11 protein-coding genes are annotated in these 15089 nt (G+C 69.5%); 6 read left to right on the forward strand and 5 right to left on the reverse strand.

Going from position 1 to position 15089, the window contains the following annotated elements; genetic code table 11:
- Positions 1 to 7 precede the first annotated feature (7 nt).
- The 6 genes from DK368_RS11845 to rfaE1 are packed head-to-tail and all read left to right on the forward strand — an operon-like array spanning position 8 to position 9231.
- Entirely contained in the window at positions 8 to 1630 is a 1623-nt protein-coding gene (locus tag DK368_RS11845) for a methyl-accepting chemotaxis protein (protein WP_162306005.1), read from the forward strand.
- Entirely contained in the window at positions 1627 to 3831 is a 2205-nt protein-coding gene (locus tag DK368_RS11850) for a hybrid sensor histidine kinase/response regulator (protein ID WP_114394154.1), read from the forward strand. Before DK368_RS11845 ends, DK368_RS11850 begins: the two co-directional genes overlap by 4 nt.
- Positions 3828 to 4895, forward strand: a complete 1068-nt coding sequence (locus DK368_RS11855; RefSeq protein ID WP_114394155.1) for a chemotaxis protein CheB — start codon at positions 3828 to 3830, stop codon at positions 4893 to 4895. The genes DK368_RS11850 and DK368_RS11855 overlap by 4 nt, the downstream gene beginning before the upstream one ends.
- Positions 4892 to 6829, forward strand: coding sequence for a response regulator (locus DK368_RS22295; RefSeq protein ID WP_114394156.1), 1938 nt, complete (start codon positions 4892 to 4894; stop codon positions 6827 to 6829). Before DK368_RS11855 ends, DK368_RS22295 begins: the two co-directional genes overlap by 4 nt.
- A 54-nt stretch (positions 6830 to 6883) precedes the next feature.
- Positions 6884 to 7729 (forward strand): fumarylacetoacetate hydrolase family protein, encoded by an 846-nt coding sequence (locus tag DK368_RS11865; protein WP_114394157.1) that lies wholly within the window; start codon positions 6884 to 6886, stop codon positions 7727 to 7729.
- 50 nt (positions 7730 to 7779) lie between these two features.
- On the forward strand, positions 7780 to 9231 hold the full coding sequence (rfaE1, locus tag DK368_RS11870) for a D-glycero-beta-D-manno-heptose-7-phosphate kinase (RefSeq protein WP_114394158.1): 1452 nt from the start codon (positions 7780 to 7782) through the stop codon (positions 9229 to 9231).
- 45 nt (positions 9232 to 9276) lie between these two features.
- Here the strand turns inward: rfaE1 and cysN are convergent, their stop codons facing one another.
- From cysN to DK368_RS11895, 5 genes are read right to left on the reverse strand one after another with little or no spacing between them, the layout of a single operon-like run.
- Positions 9277 to 11205 (reverse strand): sulfate adenylyltransferase subunit CysN, encoded by a 1929-nt coding sequence (gene cysN, locus DK368_RS11875; protein ID WP_114394159.1) that lies wholly within the window; start codon positions 11203 to 11205, stop codon positions 9277 to 9279.
- Positions 11205 to 12155: a sulfate adenylyltransferase subunit CysD gene (gene cysD, locus DK368_RS11880; RefSeq protein WP_240002467.1), complete on the reverse strand. Its 951-nt coding sequence runs from the start codon at positions 12153 to 12155 to the stop codon at positions 11205 to 11207. Before cysD ends, cysN begins: the two co-directional genes overlap by 1 nt.
- A gap of 13 nt (positions 12156 to 12168) precedes the next feature.
- Positions 12169 to 12879, reverse strand: coding sequence for a phosphoadenylyl-sulfate reductase (locus DK368_RS11885; protein ID WP_114394161.1), 711 nt, complete (start codon positions 12877 to 12879; stop codon positions 12169 to 12171).
- Positions 12876 to 13382: a DUF934 domain-containing protein gene (locus DK368_RS11890; RefSeq protein WP_114394162.1), complete on the reverse strand. Its 507-nt coding sequence runs from the start codon at positions 13380 to 13382 to the stop codon at positions 12876 to 12878. The genes DK368_RS11885 and DK368_RS11890 overlap by 4 nt, the downstream gene beginning before the upstream one ends.
- Complete coding sequence (locus DK368_RS11895) at positions 13369 to 15078, reverse strand: nitrite/sulfite reductase (protein WP_114394163.1); 1710 nt, start codon at positions 15076 to 15078, stop codon at positions 13369 to 13371. Before DK368_RS11895 ends, DK368_RS11890 begins: the two co-directional genes overlap by 14 nt.
- Between the last annotated feature and the right edge of the window lie 11 nt (positions 15079 to 15089).

Here is a 15089-nt window from a genome sequence, read left to right on the forward strand (position 1 = left end):
CGCCCGGATGCACCCCGCCTCCTCCGTCCTGCCCTGGCAGGGCAAGCGCGTCGGCACCAAACTGATGCTGATCACCGGCATCTTCGCCGCAGCCATCCTGGTCCTGATCCTGTCGACCATCGGCGCCCTGCGGTCACAGCAGAACGATGCCGCCTATGCCGACGCCATCGGCCGCCAGCGCTTCCTGATCCAGCGTTATGTGGCCGATGCCATCAATGCCGGAATGGGCATGCAGACGGACTATCTGCGCACCAAGCAGGTGCTGGACAGCAATCTGTCCGCCATGCTGGCCGGAGGACCCGTGGTGGTCAGCCTGGATTCCAATGCGCAGGTCGATCTGCCGCCGCCGGTGACGGAGGAGATCGCCACCGCGCTGCGCGACCAGCGGCTTCTGCTGAACCGCCTGTCAGCCAGCATCGACCGGTATATGAAGCTGCCCGAGGCCGACCGCCGCGACCCCGCCGTCCTGGAGGAGCTGGCACGCGGGCGCGTTGAAACGGGACTCAAGGCCGACGACGCCGTCAAACTGTTCGTCCGCTACGCCCAGAATGAGGTCAGCCGGATCGTCGGCGTGCAGATCGCCCTGGGCATCATCGCCGTTCTGGCCGGTGTCCTGGCCGCCCTGCTGATCAGCCGCAGCATCGTCCAGCCGCTGCAACAGTGCGTCGCCCTGGCCGGTGCCATCGCCGCCGGCGACCTGCGACAGCAGCCGCTGCCCGTGCGCTCCCGGGACGAGGTGGGCCAGCTGACCGAGAGCTTCAACGCGATGCTGGAGGCCCTGCGCGCCATCACCACCGAAACCCGCAGCACCGCCGCCCATCTTGCCGCCTCGGTGCAGGAGATCCTGGCCTCGATCCAGGAACAAGCCTCCAGCACCCGCGAGCAGGCGGCTGCCGTGCAGGAGATCACCACCACCGTGGAGGAGATCGGCCAGTCGGCGCAGCAGGTTGCCGAGATGGCGCGCGAGGTGGGCAGTGCCGCCGACAGCATTGCCGGCAGCGGCCAGACCGGCCTGACCGCCGTGCAGGAGGCCACCGCCGCCATGGAGGCCATCCGCAGCCAGACCGAGAATGTGGCGGAGACCATCGTGGCGCTGAGCGAACGCACCCAGGCCATCGGCGACATCGTCTCCAGCGTCAACGAGATCGCGGAACAGTCGAACCTGGTGGCACTGAACGCCGCCATCGAGGCTGCCGGGGCCGGGGAACAGGGGCGGCGCTTCTCCGTCGTCGCCAATGAGATGAAGGCGCTGGCGGATCAGGCCAAGGAGGCGACCAAACAGGTCCGCTCCATCCTGGAGCAGACGCAGCGCAACATCAGCAGTTCGGTGCTGCTGACGGAAGAAGCGCTGAAGCGGGTCAGCGCGGGACGGGACAAGGCGGCCACGGCGGAAGAGGTCATCCGCCAGATGGCCGGCAGCGTGCGCGATACCAGCGGCTCGTTCCAGCAGGTGGTGGGCGCCACCGGCCAGCAGCAGATCGGCCTAGAGCAGATCGCCCAGGGTTTGCAGCAAATCCGGCAGGCCAGCGTCCAGGCCGCCAGCGGCACCGACCAGCTGGCCAAGGCGGCCGAAAGCCTGGGCCAGCTCGGCGGAACCATGACCCGGCTGATGGAGAAGTACCGGTTGTGAACGACCTGCAGGAGCGACTGCAACAGGCCTTCCGCCAGGAGTCGCGGGACTATCTGGAAGGTATCCGGACCCTGCTGGAGTCCGCCGAAGCCGGCACCGCCCCGGGCGCAGCGGCCCTGGAGGAGGTGTCGCGCCTGGCCCACAGCCTGAAAGGGGCCGCCCGCGCAGTCGATCTGTTGCCGGTCGAAGCCCTGGCCCACCGCATGGAGACGCTGTTCGACCGTATCCGCCATGGCCGGGACCGGCTGGACGGCGCCTGTCTGCGCCTGATGCGCGACCTGCTGGATCAGATGGAAGACTGGGTCGCCAGCCTGGGGGGGCACCCGCCCCCCGACGACACGGCGCTTCTGGCCCGGCTGGATGCACGGCTGGCGGCCCTCCCGGCCGGTGCGCCGGCAGCGGTTCCCCTGCCGCCGGAGATCACGGAGGCCGAGCCGGATGCTGCGGCGGAGTCGCCGCTGCCGCGCGGAGCCGGCGATAGCACCATCCGCATCGATGCCGGCCAGCTGGACCGGGTGCTGCTGTCGGGCACCGAACTGGTGGCGGCCCAGTACCGCCAGGGACAGGTGCTGCGCATGTTGCAGGAGGTGGGCGGCACCCTGGCCGACCTCCAGGGCAGCTGGCTGCGGCTGCGCAAGACCCTGGCCACCGCCGTGCCCGGCGGGCTGGAACAGGGGGGGCTGATCACACTGGTCGAAGGCTTCGAGCTGCAATTGCGCGATGCCGTCCGCACCCTGCGCACGGCACGGCAGGTCAAGGAGCTGGCGGTCCGCACGACCCGCCAGCTGGGCGAGGATCTGCAGGAGGATCTGCGGGACGCCCGGCTGGTGCCGGTGGACACGGTGTTCGGCAGTGTCCGTGCCATGGTCCGGGATCTGGCCGCCGAGCTGGGCGTGGCCGCCGACCTGCGTGTCCAGGGGCAGGAGGTGCGGGCCGACCGGCTCGTGCTCCAGAGATTACGCGACCCGGTGCTGCATCTGCTGCGCAACGCCGTCGGCCACGGGCTGGAGCCGCCGGCCGAACGGCGGGCCGCCGGCAAGCCGGAACAGGGGCAGGTGCTGCTGGGCTTCACCGTGGCGGAAGGACAGCTGACGGTCACGGTGGCCGATGACGGCCGCGGCATCGATACAGCCCGGGTGCGCGATGCCGCCCGCCGCCTGTCCCTGCTGCCGCCGGGACCGGAGCCAGCGGACGACAGCGCCATCCTGGCCCTGATCTTCACGCCCGGCTTCACCACCCGGCACGAGGTGACCACCCTGTCCGGTCGCGGGCTGGGCCTGTCCATCGTGCGTCAGGCGGCCACCCGCCTGGGCGGGCATGTCACGGTCAGCAACCGCCCGCAGGGTGGCACCGAGTTCCGTCTGGTGGTTCCCGTCGCCGCCATGGCGCAAACCCTGCTGCTGGTGCAGGCCGGGGGCCAGACCTATGGCATCCCCGCCGAGAGCATCGACCGGCTGCTGCGGGTCCGCCGGTCCGACATCGGCTCCGTCGAAGGGCGGCCGGTGGTGCGGACCACGGAGGGCATGCTGCCCCTGGCCGGACTGGCCGCCCGGATCGGTCTCGGCGCACAAGCCGTGTCCCCCGCCCAATCGGCGTTGCCTGTCCTGGTCCTGCAGGGCCAGGGCCAGAGGTTGGCCCTGGCCTGCGATGCCTTCCTGGGCTTGCGGCAGTCCCTGGTCAAGGATTTGGGCGGCCCGCTTCCGCCCGGCGGCACCGTCGCCGGCGGCATGCTGCTGGATGATGGCGGCGTGGCCCTGGTGTTGAACCCCTATGGCCTGCTGGGCGTATCCCACCGGGGCGATGCTGTCACACTGGCCGACCGCCCGGTGGAGCGGCGCACGCCAGTGATCCTTGTGGTCGATGACAGCCTGACCACCCGCACCCTGCAGAAGAGCATCCTGGAGGCCCACGGCTACGAGATCCGCATGGCCGTGGATGGAGTGCAGGCGCTGAAGCGTCTGCGGGCCGAGGCGGTGGATCTGGTCATCACCGATGTGCAGATGCCACAGCTGGACGGGTTCGGTCTGCTTTCCGCCATCCGCGAAGACCCGGCGCTGGTCCGTCTGCCGGTCATTCTCGTTACGTCGCTGGAGCGGCGCGAGGACCGCGCCCGCGGACTTGCCCTGGGAGCCGATGCCTACATCGTGAAGCGTCAATTCAATCAGGACGAACTCCTGTCGACCATCCGGCAGCTGTTATGAAGAAGATCCGTGTTCTCATCGTGGAGGACTCACCGACGGTCCGCCTGGTGCTGGAGCAGATCATCGGTGCCGACCCGCGGCTGGAGGTAGCAGCCTCGGTCGGGTCGGCCGAGACGCTTTTGACGGTGCTGGAGACGGTGGCGCCGGATGTGATCTCGCTCGACATCCGCCTGCCCGGCATGAACGGGCTGGACGCCACCCAGGAGGTGATGCGCCGGCGGCCCACGCCCATCGTCGTCGTCGCCGCCGATGTCAGTGCCGAGGACGGGCGTCTGGCCATGAACGCGCTGCGGGCCGGCGCCCTGGCCGTCATGGAAAAGCCCGTGGGGTTCGGCCATGCCGCCTATGCCGGCGTGGCCCAGCGCCTCTGCGACCAGCTGGTGCTGATGAGCAAGGTCAAGGTGGTGCGGCAGATGATGCGCCGCCCGCTGGCCCTGACCAGCGATCAGCCGGCCCCGCCCCGCATGGCGGGGCCGGTCCCGGCGGACGGCTATTCGGTCCTGGGCATCGTCGCCTCGACCGGGGGACCGGCGGCCCTGGTGCAGGTGCTGGCCGGCCTGGGACCCGGCTTTCCGCTGCCGGTGCTGCTGGTTCAGCATATCGGCGGCGGCTTCCTCGATGGCTTCGCCGACTGGCTGTCCAGCCAGACGCCTTTTGCCGTGCGTATCGCCCAGTCCGGGGAAACCGCCCGGTCCGCTACCGTCTATCTGGCGCCACCCGACCGGCACCTGCTGCTGCGTGGCCACCGGCTGGAGCTGTCGGCCGAACCGCCCGTGGCCGGGCAAAGGCCCTCGGGCACTGTTCTGCTGCAGTCAATCGCGGCCAGTGCGGGACCGCGGGGCATGGGCGTCGTGCTGACCGGCATGGGCCATGACGGGGCCGAGGGTCTGCTGGACCTGGCCCGCGCCGGGGGCCATACCGTGGCCGAGGACGCCTCCACCGCGGTGGTCTACGGCATGCCGGCCGCCGCCGTCGATCTGGGGGCGGTCAAAGCCCTGCTGCCGCTGACCACCATCGCCCCACACCTGCTGGGCCGGGTCGGCGCCCGCGGAGGTGTCCAATGACGGATCTCCGCATCCTGCTGGTGGAGGACTCGCCGACGCAGGCCCTGCGCCTGCAGGACATGCTGCAACGGCACGGCTACGAGGTGGAGGTGGCGGCCAGTGCCGAGGCGGCCCTGCCGGTGCTGAACCGCAAGCTGCCCCATCTGCTGATCGTCGACCACCATCTGCCGGGGCTCCAGGGCATGGATCTGTGCCGGCAGGTCCGGCTGCATGTCGCCAGTCTCAGCATGCCGATCCTGATGCTGACGGCGGATGAAAGCCCCGAGCGCCAACGCGAGGGGCTGGACAGCGGCGCCGACGATTTCCTGCCGAAATCCGCCGCGCCGGCCGAATTGCTGCTGCGCGTCCGCAATCTGCTGCGCCATGCCCGCCGCGACACCGAGGTGGATGTGCTGCCGGCACCGGTATTCCGGCAGGCCCGTGCCCTGGTCGCCGGGATCAGCCGACAGGCGGCCCGCGACCTGGACGGGCTGCTGCATGACGAGGGCTGTCTGGTGGAGCACCGGGAAACCGGCTCCGCCGCCCTGGCGGCCCTGGCGGCCGGCGGCTATGACTGCACCTTCGTCGCCGAGCAGTTGCCCGATATGGCCGGTGTGGATTTCTGCCGCCGGGTGCGCGCCGCCCTGCCGGAGATGCCCGCCCTCATCATCGTGCGCCAGGGCGATGCCGATCTCAGCGACGGGATGTCCGACCTGCTGGGAGCCGGCATCGACGACCTGATGCGGCTGGAGCCGTCGCGGGCCCCCTTGCGGGCCCGTCTGCGGGCCATCCTGCGCCGCCGTTTCCTGGAGGATCAGAACCGGCGCCTGCTGGCCGAGTTCCGGGCGCGGGAACGCCGCACCCTGCTGCTGGAAGCCGAGCGCAATGCGGCCGAGGCCAGGGCAGCCCTGGCCGATCAGTTGCGGCTGACCAATATCCAGCTGGAGGAGGCCAACCGCCGCCTGGCGGAGCAGGCCCAGATCACCCGGACCATCACCGACAACATCGCCTCGGCCCTGGTGATGACGGACGCCGCGGGCGATGTCACCTTCCTCAATCCCGCTGCCCGTGCGCTGCTGGCAGCGACACCGGCCGAGCTGTGCGACGGCCGCCTGTTCCGGCGCCTGCATATGCCGCCGGTACCGGGGCACGCCCTGCCCGGTCCGGCCAAGGACAAGCCGGCCCTGCTGGATGGACCCGGCGGGGAGCGGACACCGGTCAGCGTCACCATCGCCCCGCTGGCCGCCGACGACGGGCGGCCCAGCGGCGCCGTGATCCAGATCGTCGATGTGACCGAACAGCGTCTGGCCGAGGAGCGGCAGGAGCTGATGATGGCCGAACTGAGCCACCGGGTGAAGAACACCCTGGCCACGGTCCTGTCGATCGGTACCCAGACCCGCCGGCGCCACCACACGCTGGACAGCTTCTGGCCAGCCTTCGAGGGGCGGCTGCGCGCCTTGTCGGCCACCCACAATCTTCTGGCCCGGCATCATTGGGAATGGGTGCGCCTGTCGGAGATCATCGCCCATGAGGTCCGGCCCTATTCCGGCCAGGAACCGGACGATGTGCGGGTCAGCGGACCGGATGTCGAGCTGCGGCCCAAGGCGGCACTGGCCTTGGCCTTGGTCTTCCACGAGCTGGCCACCAACGCCGCCAAATATGGCGCCTTCGTCAACCCGGACGGCTTCGTCGATATCAGCTGGACCCTCGATCGCCGCCCGGCCGGCACCTGTCTGGCCGTGACCTGGAAGGAGCGCGGCGGCCCGCCCATCGCCACGCCGCCCTCAACCGGCTTCGGCTCGGTGCTGATCCGCCAGAGCCTGACCTATGAATTGCAGGGATCGGCCCGGCTGGACTTCCAGGCCGACGGGCTGCTCTGCCGCATGGGCTTTCCCATCGGGGATACGGTACGTCCTGTCTTGGATGGCAGCAGCCTGACTGCCAGCGAGTCCTGACCAGCCTGAACCGGCGGCGCACAGCCGCGCCGTCGCGCCAGAGGGAGAGCATCGATGAAACTGCTACGTCATGGGCCCAAGGGGGCCGAACGGCCCGGCCTGCTGGCCGCCGATGGCAGCATCCGCGACCTGTCCGCCCATGTGGACGATATCGCCGGCGCGGTGCTGTCCGATGCCGGGCTGGACCGGCTGCGCGCGGTCGATCCGCTGTCACTGCCCGTGGCGGCTCCCGGCACCCGCCTGGGTCCCTGCGTCGGACGGGTGGGCAAGTTCATCGGCATCGGCCTGAACTATGCCGACCATGCCGCCGAGACCGGTGTGCCGCTGCCGCCGGAGCCGCTGATGTTCCTGAAGGCCACCAGCTGCATCAGCGGTCCCGATGACGACATCATCCAGCCCCGCGGCAGCACCAAGCTGGACTGGGAGGTGGAGCTGGCCCTGGTCATCGGCCGTCCCGTCGCCTATGCCGACGAGGCGGAGGCCGCCGCCAGCATCGCCGGCTGGTGCGTCTGCAACGACATCTCCGAGCGGAACTTCCAGCTGGAACGGGCGGGTCAGTGGGACAAGGGCAAGGGCTGCGACAGCTTCGGCCCCATCGGCCCCTGGCTGGTCACCCGCGACGAGGTGGCCGACCCCACCAACCTGTCCATGTGGCTGGAGGTCAACGGCCAGCGCCGCCAGCAGGGCAGCACCCGCACCATGGTGTTCAAGCCCGCCTTCCTGGTCAGCTATGTCAGCCAGTTCATGAGCCTGCAGCCCGGCGACATCATCACCACCGGCACCCCGCCGGGCGTGGGCATGGGCCAGAAGCCGCCGGTCTGGCTGAAGCCGGGCGACAGGATGCGCCTGGGCGTCGAGGGGCTGGGCGAGCAGAGGCAGACCGTGGTCGCCTGCCCCTGATCTCCGGCGGACGGTGACAGCGGCGCCGGGCAGGGGTAAATAGGGCGGCCATGAGCGACCTGACCGCCCTGATCGATGCCCTGCCCGACGCCGCTGTGCTGGTGGTGGGCGATGCCATGCTGGACCGCTTCACCTACGGCATGGTGGACCGGATCAGTCCCGAAGCCCCCATCCCCGTGCTGCGGGTCCAGCGCGAGGTGCTGACGCTGGGCGGTGCCGGCAATGTGGCCTGCAATCTGGCCGCCCTGGGCACCGGCGTGCGCTTCCTGTCGGTGCTGGGCGACGACGAGCCGGGCCGCACCCTGCGGCAGCAGGTGGCCGAGCGGCTGGGCGACGCCGACGGGCTGGTGGTCGAGCCGGGCCGCCGCACCACCACCAAGACCCGCTTCATCGCCGGATCGCAGCAGCTGCTGCGCGCCGACGGAGAGACGGTGGCCGATATCGCGCCCGCCAGCGCCGACCGCCTGCTGGCGCTGGCGGAACAGGCGCTGGACCAGTGCGCCGTGCTGGTGCTGTCCGACTATGGCAAGGGCGTGCTGACGCCGGCCCTGGTGACCCGGCTGATCGACGCGGCCAAGGCCCGCGGCCGTCTGGTCGTGGTCGATCCCAAGGGCCGTGACTACAGCCGCTACCGCGGTGCCGACGTGCTGACCCCCAACCGCAAGGAGCTGGCCGAGGCCAGCGGCCTGCCCGTGTCCGGCGACGGCGCGGTGGAGGCCGCCTGCCGGCATCTGATCGCCGGCTGTGGTGTGGCGGCCCTGGTCGGCACCCGCAGCGAGGAGGGCATGTCGGTGGTCACTGCCGATTCCGCCACCCATCTGCGGGCCGAGGCGCGGGAGGTGTTCGACGTCTCCGGCGCCGGCGACACGGTGGTGGCGGTGCTGTCCGCCGCCCTGGCCGCGGGGGCGGAGCTGACGGCCGCGGCGCGGCTGGCCACGGTGGCCGCCGGAATCGTCGTGGCCAAGGTCGGGACCGCCGTGGTCCGCCCGGACGAGCTGCGCACGGCGGTGCATCGCAGCGGCTGGGAATCCGACGCCATCAAGGTGGTGGGGCTGGAGGCGGCGCTGGAGCGGGTGGCCCGCTGGCGTGTGCAGGGGCTGAGGGTGGGCTTCACCAACGGCTGTTTCGACCTGCTGCACCCCGGCCATGTCTCGCTGCTGTCCCAGGCCAGGAGCGCCTGCGACCGGCTGGTGGTCGGGCTGAACAGCGATGCCTCGGTGAAGCGGCTGAAGGGCGAGACCCGCCCGGTGCAGGGGGAGGGGGCGCGGGCCACCGTTCTGGCCTCGCTCTCCAGTGTCGATCTGGTGGTGGTGTTCGAAGAGGACACGCCATTGCGCCTGATCGAGACTCTGCGGCCGGATGTGCTGGTCAAGGGGGCCGACTACACCATCGCCACCGTGGTCGGCGCCGATGTGGTGCAGTCCTATGGCGGCACCGTGTTCCTGGCCGACCTGATCCAGGGACAGAGCACCACCCGCATGGTCGAGCGGATGAAGCGGTAAGCGGGCGCAGCGGTTCCCGATGAGGCGCCCCATCGGGAACCGGGATCAGATCGCCGCGCCGTCGATCAGCAGGTCCGTTTCCAGCAGGCCGCGGCGCTTCAGTTCGGCGATGATGCGGTCCGCCGCCTCCTCCACTGTCATCTCGGCGGTGCGCAGATGGATGTCCGGTGCCTCCGGCGGTTCATAGGGGCTGTCGATGCCGGTGAAATCGCGGATCTCCCCGGCGCGGGCACGGCGATACAGGCCTTTGACATCGCGCGCCTCGGCCACGGCCAGATCGGTGTCGACGAACACCTCCAGGAACTCGCCCGGCCCCATCAGGCTGCGGGCCAGGGCGCGTTCGGCCCGGAACGGCGAGATGAAGGAGACCAGCGTGATCAGCCCGGCCTCCACCATCAGCTTCGACACCTCCGCCACCCGGCGGATATTCTCGACCCGGCTGGCGTCGTCGAACCCCAGGTCGCGGTTCAGCCCATGGCGGACATTGTCGCCGTCCAGCAGCATGGTGTGTCGGCGCAGGGCGAAGAGCTTCTTCTCCACCAGATTGGCGATGGTGGATTTGCCGGCCCCGGACAGGCCGGTGAACCACAGCACGCAGGGCCGCTGCCCCTTCAGCCCGGCGCGGGCGCGCTTGTCCACGTCCAGCGCCTGCCACTGGATGTTGGTGGCCGGGGCCAGCACCTGCCGGACCATGCCGGCGGCCACCGTCTCGTTGCTGACCCGGTCGATGAGGATGAAGCCCCCGGTCTCCCGGTTCCGGTCATAGGCATCCAGGGCAACCGCCTGATCCAGCGTCACCAGACACAGGCCGATCTCGTTCAGCGCCAGCGCCTCCGCCGGTGTCCGTTCCAACGTGTTGACGTCGATCCTGGCCTCGGGCGCCAGGGTCGCCAGCGCCGTGCGGGTGCCGCCCTTCAGCAGGTAGGAGCGGCCGGGCACCATCGGCTTCTCCGCCATCCAGACCAAGGCGGCCTCCAGCCGGGTGCCGGACCAGGCCGGATCGTCGGGCGCGCACAGAACGTCGCCGCGGCTGATGTCGATCTCATCCGTCAGGGTCAGGGTCACGGACTGGCCGGCGACAGCCTCGTCCAGATCGCCGCCATAGGTGACGATGCGGGCCACCCGGCTTTCCGTGCCGCCGGGCAGGACCCGGACCCGGTCGCCGGGCCGCACCCGTCCGGCGGCGATCAGGCCGGAAAAGCCGCGGAAATCCAGGTTGGGACGGTTGACCCACTGCACGGGCAGGCGGAACGGCTGCGCCTGCGGGTCGCCCGCCACCTCCACCTGCTCCAGATGCTCCAGCAGGGCCGGTCCCCGGTACCAGGGGGTGGCCGGGCTGCGGCTGACGACATTGTCGCCATAGACGGCCGACAGCGGCACCGGCGTGATCTCGGCAAAGCCCAGCGGCCCGGCGAAGGCACGGTACTCCGCCACGATCCGCTCGAACACGGTCCGGTCGAAGCCGACCAGATCCATCTTGTTGACCGCCAGCACCACATGGCGGATGCCCAGCAGCGACACCAGGAAGCTGTGCCGCCGGGTCTGGGTCAGCACGCCCTTGCGGGCATCGATCAGGATCACCGCCAGATCGGCGGTGGAGGCACCGGTGACCATGTTGCGCGTGTACTGCTCGTGGCCGGGCGTGTCGGCCACGATGAACTTGCGCCGGTCCGTGGCGAAGAAGCGGTAGGCCACATCGATGGTGATGCCCTGTTCCCGCTCGGCCGCCAGACCGTCCACCAGCAGGGCGAAATCCAGCTCGCCGCCGCGGGTGCCGACCTTGCGGCTGTCCGCTTCCAGGGCGGCCAGCTGGTCCTCGAACAGCATCTTCGATTCATAGAGCAGACGCCCGATCAGGCTGCTCTTGCCGTCATCGACGCTGCCGCAGGTGATGAAGCGCAGCAGGCTCTTGTGCTGGTGGGCGTGGAGATACTGCTCCACATCGGCCAGGGTCAGATTCTCAGCGGCGCGCATCAGAAATACCCTTCCTGCTTCTTGCGCTCCATGGAGGCGGACCCGTCCTTGTCGATGACACGGCCCTGCCGCTCGGAACTGGTGCTGACCAGCATTTCCCGGATGATGGCGGGCAGCGTGTCGGCGCTGCTTTCGATGGCGCCGGTCAGGGGATAGCAGCCCAGCGTGCGGAAGCGCACCCGGCGCATCTCCGGCACCTCGCCGGGGCGCAGCGGCATGCGCGCATCATCCACCATGATCAGCGCCCCGTCGCGCTCCACCACCGGCCGCTCCTTGGCGAAGTACAGCGGCACGATGGGGATCTTCTCCAGATAGATGTATTGCCAGATGTCCAGTTCGGTCCAGTTGGACAGGGGGAAGACGCGGATGCTCTCCCCCTTGTTCTTGCGGGCATTGTAGAGTCGCCACAGCTCCGGCCGCTGGCTCTTGGGGTCCCAGCGGTGCTGGGCCGAACGGAAGCTGAAGATGCGTTCCTTGGCCCGGCTCTTCTCCTCGTCACGGCGGGCACCGCCGAAGGCGGCGTCGAAGCCCCATTTGTCCAGGGCCTGCTTCAGCGCCTCGGTCTTCATCACGTCGGTATGGACGGCCGAGCCATGGGTGAAGGGGCCGATGCCCCGGGCGACCCCGTCCTGGTTGATATGGACCAGCAGTTGCAGCCCCAGCGACTTCGCCATGCGGTCGCGGAACTCGATCATCTCCCGGAACTTCCAGGTGGTATCCACATGCAGCAGCGGGAAGGGCGGCAGCGACGGGTAGAAGGCCTTCATGGCAAGGTGCAGCATGACGGCGCTGTCCTTGCCGATGGAATAGAGCATGACCGGATTCTCGGTCTCCGCCACCACCTCGCGCAGGATGTGGATGCTCTCCGCCTCCAACCGTTCCAGATGCGAAAGGACCTTTGCATCCGGCCGAGCCTGGATATCGCCGTGGGTGGACATTGCCTCAAGCATTCGCCGCTGATCCTCAGAGTCCCGCCGGGGCGGGGTGCGGCCGGTGGATGCCGCATTCGGTCTTGGCCTGGCCGCGCCAGCGCCCCGCTCTCACATCCTCGCCAGCCGCAACCCGGTCGGTGCAGGGCATGCAGCCGACCGAAGGGTAGCCATCCGCCTGCAGAGGATGACGCGGCAGCCCATGGCTGTCGAGATAGGCCTCGATCTGGTCACGGGTCCAACTGGCCAGCGGGTTAACCTTCACATGGGCGCCATCGGCCTCGAACAGCGGCAGGGCGGCGCGGGTGCTGGCCTGATAGCGCTTGCGGCCGGTGATCCAGGCGGCGTAGGGGGCCAGTGCCCGCGCCAGCGGACGCACCTTGCGCAGGGCACAGCACGCATCGGCATGGCGCAACCACAGGTCGCCCGCGGCATCCTCCGCTTTCTCTTCGCCCGACTCCGGCCCGATCTCCCGCACGCCGGTCAGTCCCAGCCGCTCCACCAGTTGGCGGCGGTAGCGCTGGGTTTCGCCGAACAGCTTGCCGGTGTTGATGAACAGCACCGGGGCGGCGGGGTCGGCCTGCGCCAGCATGTGCAGCAGCACGGCGCTCTCCGTGCCGAACGAGCTGACCAGGGCCAGACGGCCGGGGAACACCTCCGTCAGCAGGAGGCGCAGCAGAGCCGGCCCCTGCACTTGGCCGTACCGGTCATTGAGGTCGGCGGCAAGGAGCTGTTGTGGCGTCATGACGGCTCTCCCGCCCGCAGATGGCGGCGCAGCAGCGACAGGGTCGGCGCGTCATCCTGGGCCGCCTGATAGGCGATGCTGAATTCGCCCAGCGCCCGACGCCAGGCGTCGGTCAGGCGCTCCGCCGGCACCTCCACCGTATCCACGCCGACGCGCGTCAGCATCAGATACTGGTCGGGGATGATGTGGCCGACGGCACGGATCTCGCCCTGCCAGTGATACCGCTCGCGTAGTTCGCGTGCGCCGGAGAAGGCGCGGCCATCGCGGAACTTCGGCAACTCCAGCGCCACCAGGGCCAGCGTGCCCAGATCCGGCGCGATCTCCCCCACCAGCTGGTGGCTTTTCAGACGCACGCCATACCGCCGGCCAGGGGGCAGGGCGTCGTGCAGCGTGCGCCAGCGCTCCAGCGGGACCAGCACGTCAACACCGTCGGGCAACGGGTCATCATCCGTCACGGCAACGAAACGATCCTCGACGACCGTGCCGTTCTTAAGCAGCGGCATGGATGGACTCCTTGAACGGGCCATGGCCCGTGCGGTTCAGCGTGTCGATGAAGCGCTCACCCGGCCGTCGCAGCGCCAGATAGGTGGACACCAGCGTCTCCACCGCATCCACCACCCCGTCGGCGCTGAAGCCGGGACCGGTGATCTCGCCCAGGGCGGCGGCGGGACTGGCGGACTCGCCACCCAGCAGGATCTGGAAGAACTCCTCGCCCTTCTTGTCGACGCCCAGGATGCCGATATGGCCGACATGATGGTGACCGCAGGCGTTGATGCAGCCGCTGATCTTGATCTTCAGCTCGCCGATCTCGTGCTGGCGGTCCAGGTCGCCGAAGCGCTCGGAAATGCGCTGGGCGATGGGAATGGAACGGGCATTGGCCAGGGCGCAGTAATCCAGGCCGGGGCAGGCGATGATGTCGCTCACCAGGTTCAGGTTGGCGGTGCCCAGCCCCTCGGCCTCCAGCCCTTGCCACAAGGCGTGGAGATCATCCTGGCGCACATGGGCCAGCACCAGATTCTGCTCATGGCTGACCCGGACCTCGCCGAAGCTGAAGCGGTCGGCCAGATCGGCCAGGGCCTCCATCTGGTCGGAGGTGGCGTCGCCGGGGATGCCGCCGACGGGCTTCAGGCTGACCACGGCAATGGCGTAGCCAGGCTGGCGATGGGGATGGGTGTTGGAGCGCAGCCAGCGGGCGAAAGCCGGATCGGCGGCACGGGCCGCCTCCAACGCCGCCGACCGGGCGGGCAGCGCCTCGAAGGGCGGTGGGGCGAAATGGCTTTCGATGGCGGCGACGATGGCCGGGTCCAGGCGGAAACGGTCCCGCGGCAGGCGGGCATATTCCTCCTCCACCAGATTGAGGAAGGCCTCCGCCCCCATCTCATGGACGGTGACCTTGATGCGCGCCTTGTAGATGTTGTCGCGCCGGCCCAGCTGGTTGTAGGTGCGCAGCACGGCTTCGAGATAGCCGATCAGCTCTGCCTCCGGCACGAAGTCGCGCGCCTTGACGGCCAGGAAGGGGCTGCGCCCCTGGCCACCGCCGACATAGACGGTGAAGCCCACCGCGCCATCCCTGTTGCGGGTGGCGATCAGGCCGATGTCGTGGACCTGCACCGCCGCCCGGTCCTGCGGGCTGCCGGAAATGGCGATCTTGAACTTGCGCGGCAGGAAGGTGAATTCCGGATGCAGAGTCGACCATTGCCGCAGGATCTCGGCATAGACGCGGGGATCGACGATCTCATCCGCCGCCGCCCCGCAATAATGGTCGGCGGTGACATTGCGGATGCAGTTGCCGCTGGTCTGGATGGCATGCATGTCCACCTCGGCCAGGGCGTCCAGCATGTCGGGGATGTCCTTCAGCGCCGGCCAGTTGAACTGGATGTTCTGGCGGGTGGTGAAGTGGCCGTAGCCCTTGTCCCAGCGCCGGCCGATCATGGCCAGCTGGCGCAGCTGCGGGCTGCGCAGCACGCCGTAGGGGATGGCGATGCGCAACATGTAGGCGTGCAGCTGCAGATAGACGCCGTTCATCAGCCGCAGCGGCTTGAACTCCTCCTCCGTCAACGCGCCGGACAGGCGGCGCTCGACCTGACCGCGGAACTGGGCCACGCGCTCACGCACGAAGGTCTTGTCAAAGGCATCGTAGCGATAGGCGCCGGCATGGGCATCGGGCGCCAGATTGGGGCGGCTCTGGATATGGGTCATGGCCGGGACAC

Source organism: Oleisolibacter albus (assembly GCF_003336875.1).
GTDB classification, from domain to species: domain Bacteria; phylum Pseudomonadota; class Alphaproteobacteria; order Azospirillales; family Azospirillaceae; genus Niveispirillum; species Niveispirillum album.

Bases quoted from the DNA above. Each gene is read 5' to 3' on its own strand.
- DK368_RS11885 (WP_114394161.1), bottom strand. From the start codon at position 12,879: ATGACGCCACAACAGCTCCTTGCCGCCGACCTCAATGACCGGTACGGC.
- DK368_RS11890 (WP_114394162.1), bottom strand. From the start codon at position 13,382: ATGCCGCTGCTTAAGAACGGCACGGTCGTCGAGGATCGTTTCGTTGCC.
- DK368_RS11845 (WP_162306005.1), top strand. From the start codon at position 8: ATGCACCCCGCCTCCTCCGTCCTGCCCTGGCAGGGCAAGCGCGTCGGC.
- cysD (WP_240002467.1), bottom strand. From the start codon at position 12,155: ATGCTTGAGGCAATGTCCACCCACGGCGATATCCAGGCTCGGCCGGAT.
- cysN (WP_114394159.1), bottom strand. From the start codon at position 11,205: ATGCGCGCCGCTGAGAATCTGACCCTGGCCGATGTGGAGCAGTATCTC.
- DK368_RS11865 (WP_114394157.1), top strand. From the start codon at position 6,884: ATGAAACTGCTACGTCATGGGCCCAAGGGGGCCGAACGGCCCGGCCTG.
- DK368_RS11855 (WP_114394155.1), top strand. From the start codon at position 3,828: ATGAAGAAGATCCGTGTTCTCATCGTGGAGGACTCACCGACGGTCCGC.
- DK368_RS11895 (WP_114394163.1), bottom strand. From the start codon at position 15,078: ATGACCCATATCCAGAGCCGCCCCAATCTGGCGCCCGATGCCCATGCC.
- rfaE1 (WP_114394158.1), top strand. From the start codon at position 7,780: ATGAGCGACCTGACCGCCCTGATCGATGCCCTGCCCGACGCCGCTGTG.
- DK368_RS22295 (WP_114394156.1), top strand. From the start codon at position 4,892: ATGACGGATCTCCGCATCCTGCTGGTGGAGGACTCGCCGACGCAGGCC.